Here is a 26,635-nt window from a genome sequence, read left to right on the forward strand (position 1 = left end):
GCATTGACAATTAAAACGAAGGTGCCTGATAAATACGGAAAATGTCCTGTTGAATAGGCTTTTTCGGAATTTAATTCTGTTGGTAGTTTTAATTATACTTTTCGCCAAAATTTTGTTCTTTTTTTTGTGCTCCGCTTAAGGGTTTAACGGAGAGTATTTATATATTTGGATATTCATTATAAACTAAGCCTAGAAAAGAAATAAATAGACTAATCACTATAATGGAATTATACAGCCCTGACCAAACAGACAGAGATATTTTAACACTATTACAAAAAGATGCAAGGCTAACCTATAAGGAACTGGCTGCTATGCTGCATTTGTCAAAATCGCCAATTCAGGAACGTGTAAAACGCTTAGAACGTTTAGGATTTATCGCTTCGGTAGTAGCATTAATCGATCCTAATAAATTTGAGAACTGTATGATATCCTATTTACAGGTTCAGCTTACCAATCATTCTGTTAATGCCTTCCGGTTATTTCAGGAGGAGGTAAGCAAACTCGATGAAGTACTGGAATGTTACCATACAACAGGAGGCTTTGATTTTATGTTAAAAGTTGTTGCAAGGAATATGATCGGTTATAACGATTTTCTAATCAATAAATTCGGCCGTTTGGATAATATAGGTACCCTTAATAGCTCGCTTGTAATTACGCAGGCTAAACGCGAAACTGCTTTTCCTGTATAGCAAGATTATTAAATTAATAAATCAAAAAAGCACCCCAATTTTAATCTGGAGTGCTTTTTTTGATTTATAGTAGTTTATATCGCTACGTTGATCCGGACATTGATATTACCACGGGTAGCTTTAGAGTATGGACAGGTTTGGTGAGCAGCTTCAACCACTGTTTTTGCTTCTTCGTAGGTAAGCCCAGGTAAAACCACATTTAATCTTGCCTGAAGATTAAAACCACTATCGGCCAAAGCCAGATCAACTTCTGCATCAATTGCAGTATCAGCAGGAAGTACAATTTTAAGTTGGGGAGCATTGTGTTTCATTGCACCAATAAAACATGCAGCCCAGCCTGCAGCAAATAATTGCTCAGGGTTAGTTCCTTTTCCTGCACTGCCAGGAGATGATAGTGCGGTGTCAAACGCTCCATCGCTACTTTTTGCGAAGCCCTCACGACCGCCATTTACATGTACTTTTCCTGTATAAAGCACTTTGTTGATCACTACATTTAACGTATTTGCTGATTCGATTACATTTTGATTTTCCATTTTTTTAAAATTTATTATGATTGTTAAAATTATTAGCAGAATATTTTAGTTTTTTTTACGCCATCATTGCTGCCTGGATAATGGCATCTGCAAATGCCTTAGGTGCTTCCTGAGGAAGATTGTGCCCAATGCCTCCACTAAGATTATAGTGCACGTATTTACCTTTAAACTTAGCTGCATAATTATCTGGGTTGCCATGCGGTGCACCATTTGCATCACCTTCGAGTGTAATGCTTGGAATCGTTATTGCCGGAAATGTGGCTAGTATTTTTTCATATTTTTCATATTGTGCTTCCCCATCTGCCAGCCCCAATCTCCACCTGTAGTTATGAATTACAATGGCCACATGATCTGGATTGTCCAATTCAACTCCCGACTTTTCGAAAACGGCATCAGTGAATTTCCATTCTGGAGAAGCGGTTTGCCAGATCAGTTTAGCAAAATCTTTTCGGTTAGCTTCATATCCTAAACGGCCACGTTCAGTTGCAAAGTAGAACTGATACCACCATGATAACTCAGCTTTTGGTAACAATGGTTTTTGGTTTACCTCTTGGCTTCCAATAAGGTATCCGCTTACCGAAACCATTGCTTTACAGCGCTCAGGCCATAATACAGCCATAATATTTGCCGTTCTTGCTCCCCAATCAAAGCCACCAATTACTGCTTTATCTATTTTTAAGGCATCCATCAAAGCAATAATATCAGTGGCAATGGCCGATTGTTGTCCATTTCTCGGTGTTTTTGCCGAAAGAAACTGCGTACTGCCATGGCCGCGGAGGTGCGGAACGATTACCCGATATCCTTCTGCAGAAAGCAGGGCGGCCACATCGGTATAACTGTGAATTGTATAAGGCCATCCATGTAACAGTATAACTGGTTCCCCATCTGCAGGTCCGCTCTCTGCATAACCCATGTTTAATACACCGGCATGAATCTGTTTTATCCTATCGAAGGATATATTGCCATTGATTTTATTATTGCTGGATTTATTTTTTGTAATTCCTTTGGCGTTCAAAAGGTTTAACCCACCGAGTTCTGCAGCGGCCACGGTTAATGCTGCTAAGCTTAAAAAGCGCCGGCGGCTATAATTATTTTGATTTTCCATTTGCTAAAATTTGTTGATAATTAATGTTTTACTCCGTTAGGTATGTCAAAATTAATGCGGATGGAAAGGGGAGATTAGTGTTTTCGAGATGAAATAGACAAATTAGGTTTTGACTTATACATTGTTAGCCCTGAGTAAGACTATAATTGAATTCAAAGGAATGGGTATCATTTTGCGCCGGCTATCGTGTTGATACATTTTCTATTGTTAGCCTTTTATGCGTTTGTTAATTATTTTAACGAAACACGGATCTTACCGAAATAAAAACACAATTCTTGTGCTGATTTAAACCTGACATTGTCTACTTAAGCGCCGAATCCGTCTGGTTCAGGTTTAAAATTGTTTAACTATAAGACTTGCGTGGTTACTTTAGGTGAAAAAAGAAGAGATATATGTGGTGCAGCCATCATATTTAAAAAAATATTATTTTTGATTATCCCAACCCACCTAATTAGCCAGGCTAAAAACTGATATGACCAAAAACCCTTTAAAGATTTCGCCTGCCATTATCTGGGTAAGTTCCATTTTTCTTGGAGTTTTATCTTCTGTTCCGCAAATAGCAGAACATCATTTTAATGCAGCCGAAGCGGCAGTTAATGCTGGTATTACCTCGGTATTTGCTTTGTTGATGTGGTATTTGAATATTTACATGCTATCGCGAAAGAGCAGTAGGCCAAACAAACAGGGGATTTCCTACTCCAGGTTATTTAAAAGCCTTTTAATTGGTATTGGTGTTATGCTTTGCCTAGCGTGGATTCAGCAATTGATCCTTTCGCACATTAATTTCGGTCCGGTGATGTTGATGGTTGAAGTAAGGGGAATATTGATCAATTTAATTTTTTATATGTTCCTTCATCTGTTACAACAAAATTACGAAAATCAACAGGTGAATATGGAATTGGAGAAAATCAAAAGTGATAGTTTGGGCGCTCAGTACGAATTGCTAAAGCAGCAGGTTAATCCTCATTTTCTTTTTAATAGCCTCAATACACTAAAGGCTATGGTAGAAATCGGCGATGGAGAGGCTGTCGATTTTATCCTTAAGCTTTCTAATTTTTATCGATATACCCTCGAGAGCCGTAAATTAGACCTGATTCACGTTTCGGAAGAAATGGAAATACTCAATGCCTATCTATTTTTACAACAGGCAAGATTTGATGGTGGTTTTAGTTTTACTTCTACTTTAAATGAAGAAATATTGCAGACCCTAATTCCTCCCTTTACACTGCAACTGTTAATCGAAAACTGTATCAAGCATAATGTAGTTTCGCTGGATAAACCTTTGCGCATCAGCTTGTATGCCGAAGATGGGCAAATTGTTTTGGAAAACCCTATCCGTTTAAAAACTGCCGATAACAACTCGTTGGGGGTTGGACTAAAAAATATCACGTTGCGCTACCAGCATCTTCTCGAAAAGCCAATCGAAATTATTAACGATGGCCAAATTTTTAAAATTAAACTCCCATCAATTCATGAACATCATCATCATTGAGGATGAGCTGAAAACAGCTAAATCACTCGAGAATATAATTTTGAGCCTGAGGCCCGACGTGAAAATAGTAGGGCAGTACCAGAGCATCGAAGGATCGGTAAAAGCGTTATCAGAACAGCCACAGCCCGATTTGATATTTATGGATATTCAATTGGCAGATGGATTATGTTTTGAAATATTTAAACAGGTTAAAGTAAACAGTCCTATTGTGTTCTGCACGGCCTTCGATGAGTACTCCTTAGAAGCTTTTAAGCGTAATGGAGTAGATTATGTATTAAAACCATTTTCCAAAACAGATATTCAGGAGGCTTTCCAAAAGGTAGACGGCCTTCAGAATTTTTTTCAGCAAAAAGTAATTCCCGATTTAAGCAATTTATTGACAAAATTGAGCAGCCCCGCCGGGAAAGAGAGCTTTTTAGTGTTTAAAAACCAGAAATATACCACTGTTAAAACTGAGAATATTGCTTTCTTTTACATCAGAAATGATGCTTCAACCATTATGTGCTTCGATAAACAAGAGTTTGCATTAAGTCAATCTCTTGATCAGATTACAGCATTGGTATCATCTAAACAGTTCTTCAGGGTTAACCGCCAATATTTAGTGAACTTTAAAGCCATTAAAGAAATAGAACATTATTTCTTAAGAAAATTGTTTGTTAAACTGGTGATTGAAACTCCAGATAAGTTGCTGATTAATAAGGAAAAAACACCTGCTTTTCTTTCCTGGATGGAAGATAGGTAAAGAAAAATCAATATTTATCTGTTATTAGTAACAAGCTTGGCCAGAAACGGATATCCGTTTCTGGCCTTTTTTGCTTTAAGGCGTGCTCGTAGCTAATTTGTCTTATTTATCGGCTTCCTGTCTAGCTCTTCCACCAATTTGTCCGGTTCGGCTATTTCCACCTAATTTCAGACATACTATCCACTTATTTTTGATAAAAAAAGAATAGAAATTATGAAAACACTAAAAAGAATAGCGATCGTAAATGCGGTCATTGTGGCAGTAATAGCACTTAGCGCATTTATTTGGGTAGGATCTGCACAAGAAAAAAAAGTGGAGCAGCCCGTTAATGGAAAAGGCTTTGCCGTTTTGGAATTATTTACGTCTGAAGGATGTTCGAGCTGTCCGCCAGCAGAAGAACTGTTGGCTAAAATAGAGAAAGAGTCTAATGGAAAACCGGTGTATGTGCTTGGATATCATGTCGATTATTTTGATAATTTAGGTTGGAAGGATGTTTTCGGAAGTCCGGAAAATACAAAAAGGCAAAAAAAATATAGTGCTTGGTTAAACGTACAGGTTTATACCCCTCAATTGGTTATTAACGGCGCTCAGGAATTTATAGGATCTAATGAAAACGACGTGAGAAATGCCATTAATAAACAGCTTTTGAATAAAAAGTATACAGCCAGTTTAGCCTTCGATACGAAAAGGGATGGGGATGTACTGAAAATAAATTACGAAACCAAAGATACTCAGGCTAGCGACGATCTCCTTTTTGCTCTGGTACAAAAGAGCGGCAACACCGATGTACAGCGTGGGGAGAATGCAGGACTTAAATTATCTCATGTCCAAATTGTACGTAAAACCTTAACACTATCTCTTAAGGATGCAAAATCTGGAACCGCAGTATTAAATATCCCTAAAGGCAGCAGTGCCGAAAAATGGGAAGTAATCGGAATGGTTCAGCATAAAACAACAGGCGCAATTTCAGTAGTAAATGCATCAACAACTTTTTAATCATACTCATCACCATGGAAAATCATCAAAATACTACAACCAACAGTTTATTAGTTGGATTGGCAAGCTTAATGTCGACACTTTTTCTGGTTAGCCCTCCATTTGAAAAAAATCCACAGCAATGTGAAATGGTGCAAAGCATCGGAAAGAAAAAACAGAAAAGACTGGAGAATGAGCCAATTGTATAACATAAATCTAGTTGCAAATTCATAAGCAATGTTTATTAGTTAGGAGGTCGCCATATATTTGGCGACTTTTTTATTTAGAGACAATGCGCACTGTGCTTTAGCCACAAATATAGCACGTAACAGCGTGTTCACAGCCTTGGATGATTAGCTTTTATGATTGTAAAAATCGAATTCAGGTTATTTGGAAATGAATGGTTGTGGTTCTTGGCCATTACAGTCCTGCTTTTGATTCGAGTTCCGATGCTAATTTAGTGCCGATTTATCGGTAAAGGATCGGAAGCTCTTCCCGGCAATCGGGTTTATTTAACCTGGGCTGGTGCAGGCAACCATAATCTTTCATCCAGCAATAATAAAAATAGGCTATTGTAAACAAACCATTGTTAACTAAACCCGACAGTAGCGGTAGCCTCCGATTTTTTCTATCGGAGCTATAGCCAATGGCGGGGCTACAGCATCCATGGAATGCTGCTCTTTCGTTTCCTAAAAAAGAAAAAATAGTTAGTACTAGGAAATGAGCAGTTTGTGGCTCTTGGCCATTACAGCCCCGCTTTTGGTTCGAGTTTCGATGAAGGAACGGAGGCTCTTCCCGACAATATGGGTTTATTTAACCTGGGCTGGTGCAGGAAATAGCGTTTTTCATCCACAAATAATAAAAATGAGGTATGGTAGACAGACCTTTGTTAACTAAACCCGACAGTAGCGATAGCCTCCGATTTTTTCTATCGGAGCTATAGTGAATGGCGGGGCTACAGCCCCCATGAAATGCTGCCCTTTCATTTCCAAAAAATAAAAAATAGTTAGTAATAGGAAATGAACGGTTTGTGGCTCTTGGCCATTACAGCCCCGCTTTTGGTTCGAGTTCCGATGAAGGATCGGAAGCTCTACCCGGCAATCAGGTTTATTTAACCTGGGCTGGTGCAGGAAACTCAAATCTTTCATCCGCCAATAGCGAACGGCGGGGCTACCGCACCTATGAAATGCTGCCTTTCATTTCCTAAAAAAGAAAAAATATTTGATAATAACCTGAGTTCGATTAATATTGCAATCATAATGATTGATTTGATAGCTCCTTTACTTAATCCGATCGTCATGCTGAACTTGTTTTACAAGTAGAAATAGTTTTTTCAATTGTCTTGTAGCTACTACGTGGTCGGCATCTTTCCCACTATTATAAGACCCTGAAATAAATTACCTTCGGTGAGCTCGCTAAGGCTCGGTTCAGGGTGACGGCACTCTTAAAAAATACCTGTAATATACTTTTAAGATATATTATTAATCGAATTCAGGTTTATATCATAAAAAAGGCGCTAAGCGCCCCTTTTATGTCAGAATTTATTCAATTATTAAACGGTAGTTAAATTTGAATATTGGGTAGGATAAAGTTTTTGGAACATCAGGTAGGTTATTGTAACGATACCAAAGGCTATAATGGCATCGGTAGTGGCTAGCGGACCGATCACAATTAGTTTTGAGCAGAATGCAAAAATGATATCAAAGAATATCCCTGCAAATACCCATTCTTTTAACCTTAACAATTTGTTGGGGATTAGTAGAACTGCGATTCCGGCTAATTTAGCAACACCAAGTACATAAATAAAGTATGCCGGATATCCCAGTTGTAATGTAATGTCCCAAACAATAGGGGTTTTTGTGAGTTCACAAACTCCGCTGGTGCCAAACCATAACGAAGTTAGTGAGGCGCCGATCCAATAAATGGTTTTTGTTGTTTTAAGTGTCATAATATTTTTTTTTTAAGTTGCCCAAAAATGTTGCATAAACATTCCAAAAACCAGTTGAATGGATCTGAACCAGACAAATTAAATCCTGAATTAGACAATTGAATGAATTTGTTTTAAAAGATTAGTTTGTGATGCATTTTAACTTAAAAAGGCCTACTAATAAATGTGTAGATCAAAGTCAGATATTTGTTACGGATAAAATCCTCCTGAATATTTACTTTAGTTTCGATATTGGGTATTCGTTTACGGTTTATTGATCGTTATCCACTAATATTTTTAGAATTGAAATCAAATTAACACCATAATTAATCAACTATGTCGAATCGAAACAACGCAGCCGATACTACTGGAGCCTTAATAGATGCTGGGATAAGCCCAGATAAGAAAACATTTTTACAATCACTCACCGAAGATTGGTGGGCTGTTATATTGGGAACGATTATTATTGCCACCGTACTTTGTTTAACTAACAATGGTACTGTAATAAGTTTACCTGCATTTAAATGGGCAACCAGTGAAGACCTTTTCGGTAAAATATTATCAGCACCCAATTTATTGTTAATTGTTGAAATGGGGGCAGTTTTTCTGGCCTTAGCTTCGGTAGCGATAGGTTTATCTGGAGGCAGTGTTGCGCGGTTTGCTGGCGGTTTTGCGCTCATCTATTTTTTAGCTATCGTTTCTTTTATTATCGGAGGCAATAAAAGTGTATCCTATTTTGGGTTAGAATATGTGGTATTTGCACTGCTTATCGGTATCGCATTGGGCAACCTGATCAAGTTGCCATCTTGGCTAAAAGAAGCAGTACGGTCTGAGTTTTATATTAAAACAGGTTTGGTGATATTAGGAACCACTATTTTATCGGCCGATCTGATCAAAGCTGGTTTACCCGGTATAATACAGGCCATTATTGTTGTTACTGTAGTTTGGTTTTTTTCGATGTGGTTAAGCCGCAAGTTAAAAGTAGATGATGAATTTGGTGTAATATTAGCCTCAGCCGTATCTATTTGTGGTGTTTCTGCAGCAATTGTTGCTGCAGGCGCTATTAATGGTGATAAACGTAAATTATCTTATGTAACTACTTTGGTATTGATTATGGCTATCCCGATGATGATTATTCTGCCTTGGGCGGTAAAGTATTTTCATATACCTGAGGTGATTGGTGGAGCATGGCTGGGTGGTACCTTAGATACAACGGCAACCGTAACTGCTGCAGGCGATTTGGTTGGGCCAATAGCCGTTAAAGCAGGTGTTATTGCCAAGTTTTCGCAAAATGTTTTTATTGGTGTTGCTGCTTTTTTTATAGCTATATGGTGGGCCTATAAAAAACCTAAAAGTGAAGATGGTATACCCTTCAAAGCAGAACGCCCGGGGTTGAAAATTGTGTGGGAGCGATTCCCGAAATTTGTACTGGGTTTTGTTGCGGCATCTTTAGTGTTTTCTTTCCTGTTATCTCCCACAACTGCAAAAAGTGTTGGACCGACCTTAAACGGCTTACGTACAGTGTGGTTTGCAATCGCTTTTATTTCAATCGGTATGGAAGCTAAATTTTCATCACTGGTAAAACTTCAGGGCGGTAAACCCGCATTTACATTTGTTACAGCACAAATATTTAACATATTCTGGACCCTCTTATGGTCGTATATTTTATTTGGCGGATATCTATTTCCTATACCTGATTTTAAATAGGTGAGGAATTGGGTTTTACGCTATCGTTCACAGATTCCTATGGTAAAGTCGTCATTGCGAGGAACGAAGATAACCGAACGATTGAGCTCATGAATGCTTTAAAAACAGATGCAAAAATGAATAATCTTAATGCGCAAGACGCCTTTACCCCAAAAACGTTGCAGTAGAAATGCCGCTATTATACCAACATAGCTAGATTGTTGACGAACTGGATTTAAAAACTGCCCAATGGCAGAAGTTATTTTTGTATTTGATCGAAAGGAGCTTCCATTTATTCTTTTTTCTTAGGAATCTGTGATTTTGCTGATACAAAACTTAATGATTAGATTTTATACTATCTTTAAGGGAGAATTCTTAGACACTCACCAGCAAGTTGTTCAGTTAATTAGGAGAAGAAGGGGAGCTTGAGACTTCATTTTTGACCAAATCGTTTAAATAACAATATGAGAAGTACAAAATTTAGCTATCTGGCTTTTTTTATCTGCCTGGTTTACACCGGTTTTTGTGGTTTTATTTCTGATAAACAGGTATATCCGCGTTTAGGGATTGTATCTGGCTTAGCACAGGACAGTTTAGCTTATGCCTCTGGTTTTAAAATGATTGGCGAATCTGTTCCGAAGGTGCTTTCACCTGCATTAACAGATGATCAGTTTCGTGCCAACGTGATAAAGATTAAAGCTGCAAAATGTAAAGTATTAACCTGTAACCTTTTCTATCCGGCGAGTATAAAAATAGCTGGCCCAGAGGTAGATGAAGCGAAGGTTTTAACTTATACCGAAACTGTTCTTTCAAGAGCTCAACAAGCGGGGATCAAGTTTATTGTTTTGGGCAGCTCTGGTGCAAGGAGCATTCCGGCTGATTATAATGTCGTTAAGGCAAAATCAGATTTTATTAGCCTGGGCAAAAAACTAGCGCAAATTGCCGGGAAATATAAGGTTACAATTTTGCTGGAAAATCTAGAAACCACCGAAACTAACTTCATCACCTCGTTAAAGTCAGCTGCAGAAATTGTAAGGGAGATTGATCATCCAAATTTCAGGCTTAATGCTGATATATTTCACATGATGCGTGAAGGAGAGTCCCCAAATGAAATTATTGAGGCCGGAACATTAATTGCATTTTCTGAAGTTGCCGAAAAACAAAACAGGTCGTTGCCAGGTGTTATGGGCGACGATTTTAAGCCTTATTTAAGAGCCTTGCACAAAATAAACTATAAAGGTTTCATCTTTATGGAAGGAAGTATCAAAAATGCTGCTGTAGAAATGCCGCTTGCTTTCAAATATCTTTCTGCTCAGATTGCAGAAGTGTATTCGGAAAAGAAAGCAGATTAATTATTGTTCTTTTCTACTGAAATAAGATATATAAATGCTGTTATTTCGACAATAATACCAGCGATTGCACATTTGATTTTTCTGCAGCCTTATCAATATTTGGTAAACGCATTTTTGCAACGTTGGTCTCAACGGTTAAAGATGGATTTTCACTTTTAGTAAGTGCAGCTATGTCTCTTACAGTGCTCGATAACATTTTAAGTGTAAGCATAAATTGACGGTCGATATTCCTGATCTTCTGAAAATCAACATTTGGATTAAAATGTTCGGTATTCGACCGCTCACTTTGATTAAACTGGATGCTGTCTAAAAGAACCAATTTGTCTGTAATCTGGTTCAATACTTCGTCCGAAAGATTTAGTCCTTGTATGCCTATTACCCTATTGTTTTTTATATAATAATCTAAGCCATTAAAGCTAACGAGGGTTAAGTTATTCCTGTTGATGATGTACTCTGCCTTTGGAAGGCTATTTTTCGAACGGTTTTTATTATATGCACTGCGCTGAGCAGCTAAACGTTCAATCATATCGTTTCCGTTCAATCTATCTACATTCTCGAAAATATCAGCTGGTTTTGTTGGCTTGTTTTGAGCAAGAACATGAATTGATAAGCAAGATAATGAAGTGATTACAAGGAATACTAGAGCGGACAATTTGGTACTTTTCATGCCGCAAAGATATATGTATAATTGCTAAAATTAAATTTTTTGTATGTTTAATATTACGTTTTTAAGCTATTTTTGATTTTTTTTGATGATAAAAATCAATTTTTTATTTAACAGGTATTTAATGATTAAAAAACATATGCAATTCTTTCGCTTAGCAGATTGAATTTTTATGGAGAAGAGTTCGCAATTAAGTTTTTAATTCTGTGCTTAAGAAATAGTTCTATACTTTTGGGTTCGCGATACATAGCATTACCTCATTATTGATGATCGAACTCGACTTTTTCTTTAATCTGCCTAATGGCGATATCATGCATTTTCAGCTTATCCAGCTTTCGAGAGGTGAGCTGTGGACTGTTCTTGACCATAAACAGGTATTGGAAAGGATAACAAAAGAAGATGGAAAGTGGAAAACATTGCTAGGCGGTTCCTTATCTGAAGAGCTTATACAAAACATCGGACGGTTTATTGATTGTCAGCAATATCAAAATTTGCCTATCGAGATTAAATTGAGATGGCCAAAGCTTATTGAGGAAATTATAGTGAATTCAGATGCTGAATATATGGTAGTCTGCAAGCCCTTTGTAAATTTCAGATCATTTGAAAAAATGTTTGAAAAATTTGTACCTGCCATGATAAAGGATGAGTGGGCAATCAATTTTAAAGTTTACAGCCACGATTTTGGTGAAGATTTTATAAAGAAACTTAGTCGCAAGGAAGAAAAATCCAGTTATCATCCTATTCAGAAATGGTAGTCTTATATTGGAAGCAGGGATTCTGCTCCATGTTAAACTTCAATTTAAAATATCATATATAAATTCCCCTGTGAACTTATTTGCTACAGCATCTTTTCGATTTATTGAGCATATTATTAACCTTAGTTCGATTAATATTTACACGTTGTGATCAGTTTTTAGCTTCATTTCCCTAACGCGATCGTCATGCTGAACTTGTTTTAAAAGTAGAAATAGTGTTTTCAATTGTCTTGTAGCTACTACGTGGCCAGCATCCTTCCTGCTCGATAGACCCTGAAATAAATTACCTTCGGTGAGCTCGCCTAAGGCTCGGTTTACTGCGTAGCTTTCCGTTACGCTATAGGTCAGGGTGATGACAGTGAGTTGAGAATATCTACAGTAGATATTTAAAGGCATGTTAGTTATTAATCGAGTTCAGGTTATTAGTACAACGATAGCCAATTAGGTTTAAATCAGTATTAATTTCCTTTATTCGATTTAGTATTGGCCTCAAAGTTTAATTGAGGTGCTATTAAGATGTTAATTCTGCAGTGTTAACTAAATGTATTTTTGTTGCAGCAAGTCCTCTTGCTGTAAGCTCTATTTCAAAAGAAATTTCATCATTAAGCCTGATTTCTTCCTGGAGTTCCATTAAAAAGAATTGAATTTTCTGTTCATTTTCATCTTTAATAATGCCATGTCCACTATTTTGATCTACATAGCATATTGTACCCTTTCTCATTTTTTCTGTTTTGTTAAGATTTACCCTTAATTCTTCAATGAAGATTTATTTAAATATTAGAACGTCAATTAGGATGGTTTAATATAGTAATAATTTTGTTACATTAAGTTGAGAAAATCGATAATATTTCTTGATGGTGAAAATGTAGAAGGGTTTCTTATTGGGCCAATTTAATTGCTAAAGAGGGATAGTTTGTTCAGCTTTTTTATCTTCTGATTCTATTATTAATGCATTTAGGGAAATACTTATGCTTAAAATATAGAAGCCTTCTTCGTCAATTCCTGCGGTTATTTCAGCATTTTGGTGATAAGCGTATTTTAATCGGTTACGGATATTGTCCATTCCTGAACCAAAGCCTACCTTGCTTTGTACTAATCTGGGTAAATTTCGGCTTTCGATACGCAGTTTGTCATCAAAGGTATAAACATCTATAGTGGCCTTATTTTCTATGTTATTGAGATTCCCGTGTTTAAACATGTTTTCTAAAATAGTAAGCAAAACAAGCGGAATTAATTTGATTTCATCAAGATCAGGGCCGCTAGCAAGCTCAATATAAATTGCACCTTGCGTAATGCGGTGCAAACCAATCAGGTTTTCGCATTGTGCAATCTCTTCACTTAAATATACGTAGCCTTCATTATGTTGGGTATTGGCAGCAAAACGCATCATATCTGAAAGATAAAGTATTACCTTGGCGTCTTCTGGAGAGTAGGTGCTTAGTTTCTGGTGTATAAACTCAAAAGTATTAAAGAGCAGATGTGGATTAATCTGTGCTTTCATGAAAGCATTCTTAGACATAGCTAATTCCTTATCCATTTTTTCCTTATCAATAAGCATTTGAAAACGCTGTTTTTCGATACGGGATTTTTCTGCTTTTTCTTTGATGAACCGCTTTAAGAAATAGTAACCTGTAGAAAAAAGAAGGAAAAACGAACCCCTATAAAGTACCCTGGATATTCTGATCCTAAAACTTGGCAATTTCCCCGGTAAAATATTGGTATAAGTATTTAATAGAATATCAACTACGGTAACTATGCCCAAATAGGCCAAGATTGCGAGGATAACTACCAGAGGAACCTTCCATACCGCTCCGCTAGGGAACTCTATGGCTTTTTCTATCAGTAAAGGATAGGTGTAAAATAAGGTCATATTAATCAAGTAGTGAATAGCGTAGTTGCCGAACGTTCCTAAGATACCTGCAAAATAAAGCACCATCAGCGTTTCCCAAATGATAAATACAGTCCATGCAATTATGTGTATCCGGTAAGTATACAGCCAATTTCGCAACATACTGTTGCTCCATTTTAAACTATTCATAAAGACTTATTTACTATTTGTGTAACGATTAAAGTTATAGCGTGCTATCGCAGCTAGTTTTCGAAAAAAAGATATGAAAACTCAAAAACTAGCTAAAAGAACACTTTTTGTATTTAAAAAAAAATATAATGGAAAAATAAATGAACCAATAAGTACTTCCGAACCAACTACCGTTGTAATCACTACAGGCATATGTGTAATTTAAATTCAGCAAGTATTTCATTAGTAGCCGTTATTTTTTACGGCTGCTAATGATTAACCTTTCAGAAATAAAGTTTCTAAATTCATTATAATATATATCTCCAACGGTAAAATTTATGTGGTTATTCATAGTAATCCGATTACCATCTACATATAAAATCTTATCAATAGCAACAATATAACCGCGGTGTAACTGTATAAAACCTTTCTTAAGGCTAAGCTGTTCCCGAACATCTTTTAGGCTCAAATAAGCAATAATTACTTTTTCTACAGTATGTATTTTAATGTAATTGTGGAAACTTTCAAAAGCAATAATATCTTCATATTTAACCATTACCGCACGGTGTTCTTCTTCTTTGTTTTTAACCAGAAAGTAATCTTCATTGGCCCCACCTGTCATTTCCTGTCCAAAAAGACGGGTAATGGTAGTGGCAAATTTGGCGTAACTATATGGTTTAAGCAAATAAGCATCTCCTGCAGCTTCAAAAGCATCAAAGGCGTATTCCTGGTGTGAAGTGGTGAAGATGAGCTTTCTGGTTCTAAAGCGGATGGCCTTAGCCAGTTCCAGGCCGGAAATCTGGGGCATTTCCACATCCATAAAAATTACATCGACTGTTTCTGAGTTGGCTAGCTCTCTTAAAGCAGTAACTGGATCAGTATATTGCTGCACGAGTCGCATGTTCGGGGTATCCTCAATATATTTTTGTAGCCCCGCTAAGGAACTGAACTGGTCGTCTATGGCTATACACTTAATCATCTTCAAAAATCTGTTTCTCTTATAACGAAATTACGCCTTTTCATACCGAAAAGGGTACTATCTGTACGGATTAATCTAAAGTCTTTTCTTATTTACTAATTTAACGCAAAAATGTGTCAATTAAGTTTAAAAGATGCAGGCAATAGCTATAATCCATAAAAATATTCTAGAATACCGGTAAAGAAATATACTCCTCCTTTAATGGCTTTGCTAATCGAATTACAAGTTTTAATCAAGCTAAGAGCGCAGATTTGTACGTTTTGTTACAATAAGATATATACTTCTACATCCGTGTAGTCTCTGCTGTCTGACCGGGTTTTCACTTTGCACAGATTCCTTGCATAATACCCACTTGTGCTGATTAGTGTTGGTTAAACGTCATATATATTCAGATAAACCAGACTTGGTTTTATTAAGGATATTTTTGCAGCATAGATTTTATTCCTATTAATTTATGGCTGATCACTTATTGAAAAATATACGTTATTCCGTTCTCGATCTTGCAACCGTGTTAGATGGTTTTACTGCTGCAGATACCTTTAAAACAAGCCTCGATTTAGCTAAACAGTCTGAAACTTTAGGTTATACACGTTACTGGTTTGCTGAACACCATAACATGGCTGGTGTTGCCAGTTCGGCAACAGCTGTGCTTATTGGTTATATTGCTGGTGGCACCGATAGCATCCGCGTAGGCTCTGGAGGCATTATGCTACCCAATCATGCACCTTTAATTGTTGCCGAACAATTTGGCACTTTGGCCTCTCTTTATCCCAACCGTATCGATCTGGGCTTGGGCAGGGCACCCGGAACCGACCAGGTTACGGCAATGGCCATCCGTGGCGAAAATTTTAGTGCTGTTCATAGTTTCCCCAGGGATATTGAGAAACTACAGCAGTTTTTCTCTGCGAATAATAATCGTTCGAGTGTAAGGGCCATTCCGGGAGAAGGATTGGATATTCCGATCTGGATTTTAGGTTCGAGCACAGATAGCGCACGCTTAGCAGCAGAAAAAGGCCTCCCTTATGCTTTTGCCAGTCATTTTGCACCAGCTTATTTCGAACAAGCCATCGCAATTTATAGAAATAACTTTAAGCCCTCCCCATTTTTACAGGAACCTTATGTAATGGCCTGCGTAAATGTGGTTGCTGCCGATACCGATGCAGAAGCTGAACGTTTATCAAGCTCGGTAAAGCGGATGTTCCTGGGTGTAATTACAGGTAAAAGAGAATTGTTAAAGCCTGCAGTTGATGATATCAATCAATATTGGGATCAGTTGGAAAAAGAAGCTGTAGAACAAATGTTGTATTATTCTTTTATTGGTAGTGCCGAAACCATTAGCGGGAATTTAGAAGCTTTTGTTGCAAAATATGGCGTAAACGAGATCATGAGCACCTCGCATATTTACGATCATCAGGCAAAATTGCATTCGAATAGAATTTTTGCCGGGTTGTTTGGGTAAGTGATTAGGAGTCATTGCGGATATGTCTTCCTTCATGGTTCGTCATTTCGAGGGATAATTTATTTCATAAAAATCAAAATGAATGACAGATGGGTAAAGCAGGTGAATAGTCTTGAAATATCGTCATTTCGACCGCAGTGGAGAAATCTTTTAAATTTAATTTCAATAACTTGGTACAAAGATCTCTCCATTTCGCTGCGCTACATTCGAGATGACGACTATTCTATTGGAGTCTGTCAATGGTAGCGGAGTGCAACGCCGTGGAGCCGAAGGCTTAGCGAAGCTAAATCTATTGAGATAGATCTCTCCATTCCACTGCGTCCCAGTCGAGATGACGATTGTTTTATTGAAGATATCGAAGATGCGAGCAGAAATGCTATCCATTTTCCATCTTACATTTCCCATCATTCGTCATCTACTCTTTAAGATTTATTAATACTAAGGGAATATTGGCTTCTTAGCTTTGCGTTTTATAAAGCGGCATCCCTTTGGACAATTCATTATTTTCATCTTTACAACTTGGCGACCACCGGGCTATGGAGGAAATCTACCAGACCTACTGGGAGAATGTTTTTGATGCGGCCTTTAAAAAAACGGGTGATGAGGCATTGGCACAGGATATTACACAGGAAATTTTCATATCCCTCTGGGAGAACCGAACAGCAATTAGCCTAACAGGAAGCCTCGGTGCCTATCTTTATGGTGCTGTAAAATATAAGGTGATTAATTATTTCAGGTCAGGCAGCATTAAAGAATATCACCAAACTGCACTTAAAGCACTAATGGATGAGCAGCATATTGCAGCAGCTGATGATAAACTGATTTTAAAAGAGCTTCATTTAGAAGTTGATGCCGCCATTGCACTTTTGCCCGTAAAAATGCAATTGGTATTCTCGATGAGCCGAAAACAGGAAAAATCCATCAAAGAAATAGCTTTAGAACTTGATGTTTCGGTTCAGACAGTAAAAAACCAGATTTCTGCAGCGCTAAAATTGCTCAAAAAAAGCCTTTCCTATATCCTGCTCATTGCGGCTTTAATCGGCTTAACATAAAGTTAATTTATAGATAACATTTTTGGTTAGTACCGATCTGCTTTTCAACTGACATGTATTTAAATGACAGAAGAACAGGCAAAGGAACTGCTGCAGAAATATCTCAATAAGCAGGCAAGTCCGCAAGAGCAAAAAAAAGTTGAAGAGTGGTATGCCACGCTCAATCAGGAAAATATTGAATTGGCAGCCGATCGTAAAGTAGCGATAGGGGAGCAAATGCTTGTTCACCTTCAGGCCGCTATGCACCAAAAGCCAGAACATGGCAAAGTATTCAGATTACAGCCTTTTATCAGGATTGCTGCCGCCGTACTCATCATCATTACACTGGGAATAAGCATTTGGAAACTCAATATCCCAGTGAAGCTCGAAAATCAGGTTACCGTAGTTACCGGAAGTACAGAACGGAAGCACATTACCTTATCAGATGGTTCGGTGGTTTTGTTAGGTCCGTCTGCAAAACTCTGTTATCCTAAAGCATTCGCTTCAAACAACCGCCAGATTGCATTAAAAGAGGGCGAAGCTTTTTTTGATATTACCCATCAGGAAAAAAGACCGTTTACGGTACATACTGCATCTGGGGTCGACATTCGGGTGTTGGGCACCTCTTTCAAGGTTAAGTCGTATCAGGCCAGCAAACACATCGAAGTTGCCGTAATTACCGGAAAGGTTGCCGTAAGCAACAAAAAGGTAAATCTGGGCACATTGATTAAAGATGAGTTTTTAATCTATGATAAAACTGCCGGTCGAGCTGACATTGGCAAAAATAAATCTGCGACCTATATCGAACTTGCTTTTGACGGAGCAAGTTTAGAACAGGTAATCAGCAAACTCCAATATGCCTACAGCATTAAAATTTTGCTGAATGACAGTGCTTTGGCCAAACTTAAAACCACTGCTTCTTTCAGTAGCAAACAATCGCCTGAAGAGATTTTGGATATCATCTGCAGCCTGCACCACCTAAAATTCAACGGATCAAAAAATCATAAAACATTTAATATATACAGATGAGATGAGCAGGTAATATAGAAATACTTAGCGGTGCCAGTTAGACTGGCCACCGTAATCTTTCTTTCCGGCCAAAGGGCCAGCGTAATTAAAAGCTTTAAAAAAAACAAATCAAACAAATGAAACCAACCTCCGCTAAGAGGACATCAGCTCTTTATAAGATCATGAAATACTCATGTTTAACATTTTCAATTCTCTGCATATTTTGCAGCTCAATGCTGGCCTCGGCTGGTATGGCACAAAAGTTAGAGAATACTACAGTCAGTATTACGATTAATAAAGGCCGTAAGATGACCGAAATTATCAAAGAAATTGAGTCGCACACCGGGCTTAGCTTTGTTTATAACCCCGATCAGTTACAGCAGAAAAATACGTTTGTAAGCGGCAATTTTACCACAGAGCCCGTAAGGTCACTATTGGATAGGCTTGGATTACAGGTTTTAGAAAAAGGCGAATATGTAATTTTAAACAATGCTGTTTTTAACAAACCCGATCGGGTTATTACGGGAGTGGTAAAAGATTCGACCGGGATGTCATTACCAGGTGTTTCGGTAAAGGTACTGGGCACACAAAGTGGAACCATAACCGATGGCAACGGTGCTTACCGCGTTGAAGTAGGTGCCGATGCGGTGTTATCATTCTCTATGATCGGTTACCGTACCAAAGAAGTAAAAGTGGGTGAAAACCAAATCATTAATATGGTGTTGAGCGAAGAACGTTCGATGCTTGCCGATGTGGTGGTAGTGGGTTATGGAACACAGAAGAAAGAAACCTTAACAGGCGCAATCAGCATTGTTGGGCTAGATAAACTTTCTTCGCGCTCATTAAATAGTGTAGGAGAGGTATTGGCTGGAAAATCACCAGGTGTAATTGTAACTAACGAGGGTGGTGATCCAACTTCTGCTCCACGTATTAATATCCGCGGTGCAGGAGGGATTAACGGAGAAAATGTATTGTATGTGATCGATGGGTCTATATTTTCAGGTACACCACAGCTTAATCCTAACGATATCGAATCTATTTCGGTATTAAAAGATGCATCCGCGGCAATTTACGGCGCCAGGGCATCAGGCGGTGTGGTATTGGTCACAACTAAAAAAGGAAAGAGCGGTAAAATGCAGATTAGTTTCGATGCCAAACTTGGGCAACAAAGCGCATGGAAGAAATTAGAGCCATTAAATGCTCAGCAACGCGCGCAGGTGGCCGCAACTGCTGCCAAAAACGGCGGTACAACCATATTACCAGCTTTTGATATTTCGAAATATCCTGATGGACAGATTACACGCACCAACTGGATGGACGAGGTTTTTAGAGATGGATTGTTACAGGATTACAATGCCGCAATAAACGGTGGTAGCGAAAAATCTAATTATTACCTAAGTTTCAATTACCGTAATACAGAAGGCACTGTGTTAAATACCAAAACTAAGCGCTATAACTTCAGGATCAATACTGAGCACGAAGTAACCAATTGGTTAAAAGTTGGCGAAAACCTTTCGTATAGCAGTACCAATGGTAATGGTGCAAATACCAGCAGCGATTATACTGGTGCCTTACTTTCGGCTATCTATTATCCAACCAACGGAACGCCATATAATGCCGACGGCAGTTTTGCTGGTTTACCAGGCGGACAGTATGCTGGCGATTATGGTGATATTGTTAATCCAGTTGCCGATTTGCAACGTATTGATATAAACAATCCTGTAAATATGCTTGTGGTTAATCCTTATGCCAATATTAAATTAGCAAAGGGCTTAACTTTCAGATCTAACTTAAGCATCACTAAAACCGATGCTGCATTTAAAAGCTTTACGCCAAAAAGGCCAGAGGTAGGAAAACCAGTATTGAGCAATAGTTTACAGGAAAGCAGCAGCCGTGCCAATGATTTTCTTGCTGAGCAGGTTTTAAGTTATAAAGCAACCTTTGGTAATCACCAACTAGATCTTACCGGTGGTTATTCTTTCCAGAAAACTAAAAGCAACAGCTTGTCAGCTTCAGGAGCAGGTTTTGACGACGAATCGCCTCAATACAGATACCTGGTTAACGCAACAGTTATTCAGCCGTCGGTTAGCGCGATGTATGAACAGGCACTTTCTTCATTATTTTTAAGGGCCAATTATAATTACAAAGAGAAATATTTATTGTCGCTAATCGGCCGTCGTGATGGATCATCGCTGTTAAGTAAAAATAACAGAACGAAAAACTACGGGTCAGCTTCCCTCGGTTGGGTGGTAAGCAAAGAAGATTTTCTTAAAGATGCAACCTGGTTAAATGAACTGAAACTAAGGGGCAGTTACGGCATATTGGGTAATTTAGGATCGCTTAATGCCTCTGCTGTAAATCCATTGTTAAGTGCTACTCAAAGTTATTTCGGGCAAACACCAACTTTACAGAATGGTTATGTACAGAATGTTTTAGCCAATAAAGATTTAACATGGGCAGAATCAAAGCAAACGAACTTTGGTCTTGATATGACAGTTCTCAACAGATTAAGCCTTAATGCTGATTATTTTATCAAAGAAACCAATAAGATGATCTTAACCAGGTCGCTACCAGGGACAGCAGGTTTAAATACGCAGACCATAAATGCTGGTATTGTAAAAGATAAAGGTATAGAACTGGGTTTAACTTATAATAGCGATAAAAATGCAGCATTTACTTATACCGTAAACGCTACTTTAACCAAAATTAACAACAAAGTACAGGAACTGGCACCGGGATTGGAAAACATTGCTGTGGGTACCAACTTTCGGAATGAACTTGCGCCGCTTACCATTCGGGTTGGCCAACCTTTGTACAGTTACTACGTGTTAAAAACCGACGGCATTTTTCAGAGCCAGGCAGAAGCTGATAATTATAAAAATACCAAGGGGACTAAGATTCAACCGAATGCGAAAGCAGGTGATTTTAAATTTGTAGATATCAATGGTGATGGATCAATTGATAGCAAAGACCGTTATTTTGCAGGAAGTGCTTATCCTGATTTCTCATATGGATTAAGCTTTAACGCAAGCTATAAAAATTTCGACTTTAATATTTTTGCGCAAGGCGTACAGGGGAATAAATTGTTTAATGCGGTAAAGCGTACTACTTATAGTGCTAGTGGGCCATCTTACAATAAACTGGTGGGTATCCTAGATGCCTGGTCGCCAGAGAATCCCGGTGGTAAAGTGCCGATTGTTTCAACAAGTGATGCCAATGGGAACTTTAATGCTTCCGATTTTTATATCGAAGATGGTTCTTACCTGCGCATCCGTAACGTTACCCTGGGTTACAGTTTACCAAAATCAATCGCCAATAAATTAAAAACAGGTGCGGTAAGGGTTTATGCTACGGCAAACAATCTTTTTACCATTACCAAATACTCAGGCTTTGATCCCGAAATCGGAATGGACAACAATGGAGTGGATGTTGGTCGTTATCCTCAGGCCAGAAGCTTTATCCTTGGTTTAAGCGTAAATCTATAATCACAAAACAACAATGAAAACGAATTTAAAATATATGGCATTTGCCGCCCTTGCTTTTTTCTCTTCATGTACAAAAGAGCTTGATATTGTACCTGAAGGATCTCCATCGGCACAAAATTTCTGGAAAACCAAAGAAGATGCCATAAAAGCAGAAGCTGGCATGTATGAAAATTACAATGCAGAAGACTTTTATGGTCGTGGGATGTTCTGGTTTATCAATGCCAGCGATGATATGGTTACCGGACGTAACAAGCCAGAGGCCGATAATATCAAAAATTTTAACCGTACCTATGTTGGCGGAGGTTATACCGAAACCCAGTGGAGTATGCGTTATGCCATTATCAAACGGGCTAACGATATTATTAACAATGTGCCGGCCATCGCAATGGATGAGACCTTGAAAAAACAGATTATTGGTGATGCTTATTTTAACGCCGGACTGGTTTACTTCCAGTTGGCCGCCAATTACGGTAACGATAAAGCAGGAGTACCGATCGTAACGCCAGAAAGCGATCCCTCTCAGCCTATTGCCCGTGCAAAAAATGTAAATGAAAACTACGATTATATTATTTCACTTTTATTAAAAGCAGCCGATAACCTTCCCCTGTTTTCGGCAATGAAACCAGCAGATTACGGTAAAGCACATAAAACGGCTGCCTGGGCATACCTCTCTAAAGTGTACCTGTACAAAAAAGATTATGCTAATGCTGCTAAATATGCTGATATGGTCATCACTTCAGGTCAGCACGATTTAGTGAACACCGGTTTTGCAGATGTATTTAAAGCAGCCAACAACTGGTCAAAAGAATACATTTGGTCGGTGGTGTGTACACCAAGTGGTGGTGGAACAGGTTGGGGCAGCAAGCTCCCTGGCGTAATGTTAACCAATAAAGCCTGGGGAATTTATAACGGATGGGGTTATTACCTGCCAACCAAAGAGCTTTACGATTCTTACGAAACTGGCGATCAGCGCCGTGAAGCCACCATTTTAAAACCTGGCGATAAATTTATGTTCTTCGGTGCTGAGCGCAGCTTTACCAAAGATGGAGGAGCGACTTCAAACTACCAGTTTAAAAAATATATGGAGCCGTTTTCATATGCAAATCCAATTCCAGTGCATGTTAATCCGAACGGGGATAATGGCACAACAGATTTAAATGTGCCTTTAATGCGTTATGCTGAAGTGTTACTGGTCAAAGCTGAAGCCGCAATTAACCTTAGCGGTGCAGGGGCAGGCGATGCCGAACTGAACAAAATCAGGTTACGCGCAGGTTTAGGTGCCAAAACAGGAATGACTATCGACGACCTTAAACGCGAACGCCGTAACGAACTTGCAGGAGAATGGGCCGACCGTCACCGCGATTTAGTAAGATGGGGTGATGCTCAGGTAACTTATGCCAAACCATTACACGATTTTGATGGGAGCGTAATTTGGCCTGCAAGAACTTTCAATCCACAGGTACATGATGTTTGGGCCGTACCACAGAGAGAAATTGATAACAGTGCAGGTGTAATTAAACAAAATCCAGGATGGTAAAACCGAATAAACTGATCCTCTTTTTATTATTGGGTTTAGGTGTACATTCAGTTTCTGCTCAGCAGAAACTGAATGCCGCTAATGGACACAGCCATAATGATTATAAGCAGCAGATTCCTTTGTTGGAGGCCTATTATGCTGGCATGGGATCTATAGAGGCAGATGTGTTTTACCGTAACGGAGAATTGTTTGTTGCCCACAAAAGCAGCGAAATCACCTCAGGCAAAACATTGAAAAAATTATATATCGATCCATTGGTGGCGTTTTTTAAAGATCATGCCAATCATCCTTATGCTGATCCGAAACAAAAACTTCAGCTGGTTATCGATATAAAGGAGGATTATGAACACGTGATCCCGAAATTATTGGCCAATTTAAAAGGTAATGAATCTGTTTTCGATCAACAGATCAATCCTTCAGCCATTAAAATTGTAATGAGCGGGGCTGTTCCGCCTGCCGAAAAGTTTAAGAATTATCCGTCACTCATCAGTTTCGATGGCCGTCCCGCAAATCAATACACAAGTGATCAGTTAAAGCACATTGGGATGATTAGTGATGATATTTCTCATTATTCGGTATGGAATGGAAAAGGTACCCCAACACCAACCGATTTAGAAAAAATGAAAGCGGTAATTGTCAAAGTACATGCACTGGGTAAACCTTTCCGTTTTTGGGCAACTAAAGATAGCCCGAACAGCTGGAAAGAACTGGAACATATGGGGGTTGATTGGATCGGAACCGATCATCCCGCATTGCTAAAAGATTTTTACCAGAACAGGGCTAAGCTCGAGTACAGCAATCCGAAGGCTTATACACCTTATCAGCCAACTTACAAAAGCGACGGATTAAAAAACAAAGCCAAAAATGTAATTCTTTTAATAGGGGATGGAATGGGACTGGCACAGATTCAGGCAGGCTTGAGTGCTAATTTTGGTCAATCCAACATCATCACGATTAAACATCTTGGCCTTTCGCGCACCGAAGCTTCCAATTCGGATTTTACTGATTCTGCAGCAGGTGCAACGGCTATGGCTACAGGATATAAAACCAATAACCGCTACATCAGCGTCGATTCTACAGGTAAAGCGCTTCGTTCTATTCCTGATATTTTGGCCCCTTACGGTCTTACAAGCGGGATCATCAGCAGTGGTGATATTACCGATGCTACGCCTGCAGCATTTTATGCTCACCAGCTTGAACGATCTATGACGAAGGAAATTGCCGCCGATTTTCAGAACGGTCATGTTGATATTCTGGTTGGTTCGAAACGCAAAAGTTTTACCGAGAATCCAGATCAAAAATTGATGGATAAAATCTCGGCCAAGGGTTATACACTACAGAAAGACCTAAAAAGTTTTGCTGCCTCAAATGCAGATAAGCAAGTGGTACTTTTAGACGATTCTGCTACGCGGAAAGTATTGGATGGCCGGGGAGAAATGCTGAAGATTTCGTTCTTAAAAACGGTTGAATTGCTCTCGAAAAATAAAAAAGGATTTTTCATCATGGCAGAAGGGGCACAGATTGATCATGGCGGACACGCAAATGATTTGCCTTTCGCGGTAACCGAACAACAAGATTTCGACCGTTTGGTGGGTGAAGCCTTAAGGTTTGCCGACCAGGATGGCGAAACGTTGGTAATCGTAACTGCCGATCACGAAACCGGAGGACTGTCGCTTCTGGATGCCGCTTATAGAAAAGGAACCGTTCGTGGCAATTTCAGTACAGATGACCATACGAATATCATGGTGCCTGTATTTGCTTACGGTCCTGGTTCGGATGCCTTTATCGGGGTATATCCTAATCATCAGATTTTTTATAAAATCATCGAAGCTTATCGTTTAAAGAAAACTCGATAAATCTTTAAAATACCAAAAATCTGCAAGGCGGTGTCTGTATACCACAGCACCGCTTTTTTCTTAACGTTAAAGCAACGTGGCAGCGCTAATTTTGAAACAATAAAAAGAATGTTATGGAAAGAAGATCCGCACTTAAGAATATAGGTGGCCTGTTTTTACTGCCAACCCTGCCTGCATTTTCTTCGTCAACCGATAAAAAAACGGTGCTAAGAGTGGCACACATCACTGATGTGCATCTTAAAAATCAATTCAATGCGCCCGCCAGGTTTGTTAAATGTCTGCACCATTTACAGTCGCAATCGCCCAAGATAGACCTGGTTCTAAACGGGGGAGATATCGTTTTTGATATGAACAAAGAAAACATCAATACCATTAACGATCAATGGAAACTGGTAAACGAGACGATGAAGAACGAATGTAACCTTCCTGTGCATTACTGTTTGGGCAATCACGATATCTGGTGGAATGAAAAAACCAAGGGCGATGTCTTTTACGGGAAGAAATATGCCATGGATAAATTGCAGCTGGTTAAGCCTTATTATAGTTTAATGCAGAACGGATGGAAGATTATTGTGCTGGATAGTACCCACCTGGATATTGACAATACCTGGTATATTGGAAAACTGGGCGATGAGCAGTTAACATGGTTAAAAAACGAACTCGAAACAACAAGTGCTGAAATGCCCGTAATGGTAATGTCGCACATTCCAATCCTTACCGCGCTTTTAATGATAGAAGATGATATTGTGAATAAATGGACCATGCTGGGTGGTGATATGCATACCGATACGGCTAAAATCATCAACCTTTTTTACCAACACCCTAATGTAAAACTTTGCTTAAGTGGCCACCTGCATATGCGCGATAAAGTGGTATACAACGGTGTTACCTACCTCTGTAACGGTGCTGTATCGGGCGCTTGGTGGGAAGGCAACAGGAGAGAAACCGCCCCAGGCTATGGACTGGTCGATTTACATGCTGATGGCAGTTTTGAAGAGCAGTATGTGAATTATTGATGATATAAATTTTCAAGATTCGTCATCCCCGTGCAGACGGGGATCTTAATGCAATAGTACTTGGTCATGGCATTACGATTATTCATCAGTTTTCCTTTTATTCAGAGGCATTCATGAGCACGCCGTGGTTCCCAATCAAGTTGGGAATGACGCCCGCATTTGAATTTACTAACAAGCTTAATGTCCTTAGTTTCTTAATGGTCGAAAGCAATTAAAATAAAAATTGCTTTTTAAGATTGCATAACCTTGTGGGCGAACTATTCTTGTTATTGCCTTAACACAGGCTTCATATCTGTATGCTTGCTTTGTTCTAAAAATATTCCTAAT

22 protein-coding genes are annotated in these 26,635 nt (G+C 38.7%); 15 read left to right on the top strand and 7 right to left on the bottom strand.

Annotated features, from left to right (window positions below; genetic code table 11):
* The first annotated feature begins 221 nt into the window (after positions 1-221).
* On the top strand, positions 222-689 hold the full coding sequence (locus tag J7E57_RS06000; protein WP_215126041.1) for an Lrp/AsnC family transcriptional regulator: 468 nt from the start codon (positions 222-224) through the stop codon (positions 687-689).
* A 74-nt stretch (positions 690-763) separates the two neighbouring features.
* On the opposite strand, the gene J7E57_RS06005 is transcribed toward J7E57_RS06000, so the two are convergent.
* Together J7E57_RS06005 and J7E57_RS06010 are read right to left on the bottom strand one after the other, a co-directional pair.
* On the bottom strand, positions 764-1,222 hold the full coding sequence (locus J7E57_RS06005) for an organic hydroperoxide resistance protein (RefSeq protein WP_215126042.1): 459 nt from the start codon (positions 1,220-1,222) through the stop codon (positions 764-766).
* A 55-nt stretch (positions 1,223-1,277) separates the two neighbouring features.
* Complete coding sequence (locus J7E57_RS06010) at positions 1,278-2,327, bottom strand: alpha/beta fold hydrolase (protein ID WP_215126043.1); 1,050 nt, start codon at positions 2,325-2,327, stop codon at positions 1,278-1,280.
* A gap of 472 nt (positions 2,328-2,799) precedes the next feature.
* Here J7E57_RS06010 and J7E57_RS06015 point away from each other — a divergent pair, with 472 nt between their 5' ends.
* From J7E57_RS06015 to J7E57_RS06030, 4 genes are all read left to right on the top strand, one after another.
* The gene (locus J7E57_RS06015) at positions 2,800-3,819 is read left to right on the top strand and encodes a sensor histidine kinase (protein WP_215126044.1); all 1,020 of its coding nucleotides are present in this window, start codon (positions 2,800-2,802) and stop codon (positions 3,817-3,819) included.
* Entirely contained in the window at positions 3,800-4,561 is a 762-nt protein-coding gene (locus J7E57_RS06020) for a LytR/AlgR family response regulator transcription factor (RefSeq protein ID WP_215126045.1), read from the top strand. The genes J7E57_RS06015 and J7E57_RS06020 overlap by 20 nt, the downstream gene beginning before the upstream one ends.
* Positions 4,562-4,774: 213 nt before the next feature.
* Positions 4,775-5,557, top strand: a complete 783-nt coding sequence (locus J7E57_RS06025; RefSeq protein ID WP_215126046.1) for a DUF1223 domain-containing protein — start codon at positions 4,775-4,777, stop codon at positions 5,555-5,557.
* Positions 5,558-5,571: 14 nt separating this feature from the next.
* Complete coding sequence (locus J7E57_RS06030) at positions 5,572-5,745, top strand: hypothetical protein (protein ID WP_215126047.1); 174 nt, start codon at positions 5,572-5,574, stop codon at positions 5,743-5,745.
* Between the two features lie 1,343 nt (positions 5,746-7,088).
* Here J7E57_RS06030 and J7E57_RS06035 read toward each other — a convergent pair.
* The gene (locus tag J7E57_RS06035) at positions 7,089-7,484 is read right to left on the bottom strand and encodes a DoxX family protein (protein WP_215126048.1); all 396 of its coding nucleotides are present in this window, start codon (positions 7,482-7,484) and stop codon (positions 7,089-7,091) included.
* A 315-nt stretch (positions 7,485-7,799) separates the two neighbouring features.
* On the opposite strand from J7E57_RS06035, the gene J7E57_RS06040 reads away from it, so the two are divergent.
* Both J7E57_RS06040 and J7E57_RS06045 read left to right on the top strand, forming a co-directional pair.
* The gene (locus tag J7E57_RS06040; protein WP_215126049.1) at positions 7,800-9,170 is read left to right on the top strand and encodes a YeiH family protein; all 1,371 of its coding nucleotides are present in this window, start codon (positions 7,800-7,802) and stop codon (positions 9,168-9,170) included.
* Between the two features lie 443 nt (positions 9,171-9,613).
* Positions 9,614-10,501: a sugar phosphate isomerase/epimerase family protein gene (locus tag J7E57_RS06045; protein ID WP_215126050.1), complete on the top strand. Its 888-nt coding sequence runs from the start codon at positions 9,614-9,616 to the stop codon at positions 10,499-10,501.
* Positions 10,502-10,541: 40 nt separating this feature from the next.
* Here the strand turns inward: J7E57_RS06045 and J7E57_RS06050 are convergent, their stop codons facing one another.
* Positions 10,542-11,168, bottom strand: coding sequence for a hypothetical protein (locus tag J7E57_RS06050; protein ID WP_215126051.1), 627 nt, complete (start codon positions 11,166-11,168; stop codon positions 10,542-10,544).
* Between the two features lie 263 nt (positions 11,169-11,431).
* Here J7E57_RS06050 and J7E57_RS06055 point away from each other — a divergent pair, with 263 nt between their 5' ends.
* Entirely contained in the window at positions 11,432-11,920 is a 489-nt protein-coding gene (locus J7E57_RS06055) for a hypothetical protein (protein WP_215126052.1), read from the top strand.
* Positions 11,921-12,431: 511 nt separating this feature from the next.
* Here J7E57_RS06055 and J7E57_RS06060 read toward each other — a convergent pair.
* The 3 genes from J7E57_RS06060 to J7E57_RS06070 all read right to left on the bottom strand — a co-directional run bounded on the left by J7E57_RS06060 (position 12,432) and on the right by J7E57_RS06070 (position 14,916).
* Positions 12,432-12,641: a cold shock domain-containing protein gene (locus J7E57_RS06060; RefSeq protein ID WP_215126053.1), complete on the bottom strand. Its 210-nt coding sequence runs from the start codon at positions 12,639-12,641 to the stop codon at positions 12,432-12,434.
* A gap of 177 nt (positions 12,642-12,818) precedes the next feature.
* The gene (locus tag J7E57_RS06065) at positions 12,819-13,958 is read right to left on the bottom strand and encodes a sensor histidine kinase (RefSeq protein ID WP_215126054.1); all 1,140 of its coding nucleotides are present in this window, start codon (positions 13,956-13,958) and stop codon (positions 12,819-12,821) included.
* Positions 13,959-14,190: 232 nt separating this feature from the next.
* On the bottom strand, positions 14,191-14,916 hold the full coding sequence (locus J7E57_RS06070) for a LytR/AlgR family response regulator transcription factor (RefSeq protein ID WP_215126055.1): 726 nt from the start codon (positions 14,914-14,916) through the stop codon (positions 14,191-14,193).
* A gap of 454 nt (positions 14,917-15,370) precedes the next feature.
* On the opposite strand from J7E57_RS06070, the gene J7E57_RS06075 reads away from it, so the two are divergent.
* From J7E57_RS06075 to J7E57_RS06105, 7 genes are all read left to right on the top strand, one after another.
* The gene (locus J7E57_RS06075) at positions 15,371-16,375 is read left to right on the top strand and encodes an LLM class flavin-dependent oxidoreductase (protein ID WP_215126056.1); all 1,005 of its coding nucleotides are present in this window, start codon (positions 15,371-15,373) and stop codon (positions 16,373-16,375) included.
* 488 nt (positions 16,376-16,863) lie between these two features.
* Positions 16,864-17,427, top strand: a complete 564-nt coding sequence (locus J7E57_RS06080; RefSeq protein WP_215126057.1) for an RNA polymerase sigma factor — start codon at positions 16,864-16,866, stop codon at positions 17,425-17,427.
* Between the two features lie 63 nt (positions 17,428-17,490).
* Entirely contained in the window at positions 17,491-18,435 is a 945-nt protein-coding gene (locus J7E57_RS06085) for a FecR family protein (protein ID WP_215126058.1), read from the top strand.
* 287 nt (positions 18,436-18,722) lie between these two features.
* Positions 18,723-21,899 (top strand): SusC/RagA family TonB-linked outer membrane protein, encoded by a 3,177-nt coding sequence (locus J7E57_RS06090; RefSeq protein WP_251029816.1) that lies wholly within the window; start codon positions 18,723-18,725, stop codon positions 21,897-21,899.
* Positions 21,900-21,912: 13 nt separating this feature from the next.
* Complete coding sequence (locus tag J7E57_RS06095; protein WP_215126060.1) at positions 21,913-23,436, top strand: RagB/SusD family nutrient uptake outer membrane protein; 1,524 nt, start codon at positions 21,913-21,915, stop codon at positions 23,434-23,436.
* Positions 23,430-25,292, top strand: coding sequence for an alkaline phosphatase (locus J7E57_RS06100; protein ID WP_215126061.1), 1,863 nt, complete (start codon positions 23,430-23,432; stop codon positions 25,290-25,292). The genes J7E57_RS06095 and J7E57_RS06100 overlap by 7 nt, the downstream gene beginning before the upstream one ends.
* Positions 25,293-25,405: 113 nt before the next feature.
* Positions 25,406-26,308 carry a metallophosphoesterase family protein gene (locus J7E57_RS06105; protein WP_215126062.1) on the top strand — a complete coding sequence of 301 codons (903 nt, stop codon included), beginning with the start codon at positions 25,406-25,408 and terminating at the stop codon, positions 26,306-26,308.
* Positions 26,309-26,635 lie beyond the last annotated feature (327 nt).

The sequence above is a fragment of the Pedobacter sp. ISL-64 genome (assembly GCF_018613605.1).
Taxonomy (GTDB): domain Bacteria; phylum Bacteroidota; class Bacteroidia; order Sphingobacteriales; family Sphingobacteriaceae; genus Pedobacter.